This is a genomic window from Blautia sp. AF14-40 (genome assembly GCF_003479665.1).
GTDB classification, from domain to species: domain Bacteria; phylum Bacillota; class Clostridia; order Lachnospirales; family Lachnospiraceae; genus Fusicatenibacter; species Fusicatenibacter saccharivorans.
On the sequence record NZ_QUHK01000020.1, the window covers coordinates 1 to 346 of the forward strand.

The 346-nt window shown below is 25.4% G+C and carries 1 protein-coding gene; it reads left to right on the top strand.

Features of this window, described 5'->3' with window-relative positions:
- The coding region (locus DWW13_RS19180; protein WP_207664287.1) for a hypothetical protein at positions 1–184 on the top strand (184 nt) is incomplete at its 5' end.
- Positions 185–346: the final 162 nt, after the last annotated feature.

Here is a 346-nt window from a genome sequence, read left to right on the forward strand (position 1 = left end):
AGTTTGTGCAAAATTCGATATTTGCTCATTTATAGTATTAAAAAATGATCTGCACCTAGAAATAGTTGATTTTGAAAAAGATTCAGAATTAAATGAAATAATAAATGAATATTACGATGGTGTGAGTGAATATATTAAAAATCATAATTTTAGACTTTTCTTTCAAACGAGGTTATTTATATGAGTATAGTTGAAAAAATTCAAAATTTACCGGAAAATACTGTTACACAAGATGATAATTTTATAATGCTTTCAGAAGCATTGTCTGAATATCATCGCCTAATTCAAGAGGGAAAACTAGTTCCTCGTAAAAATAATTTAGAAAACATATACACTACTTATTCAT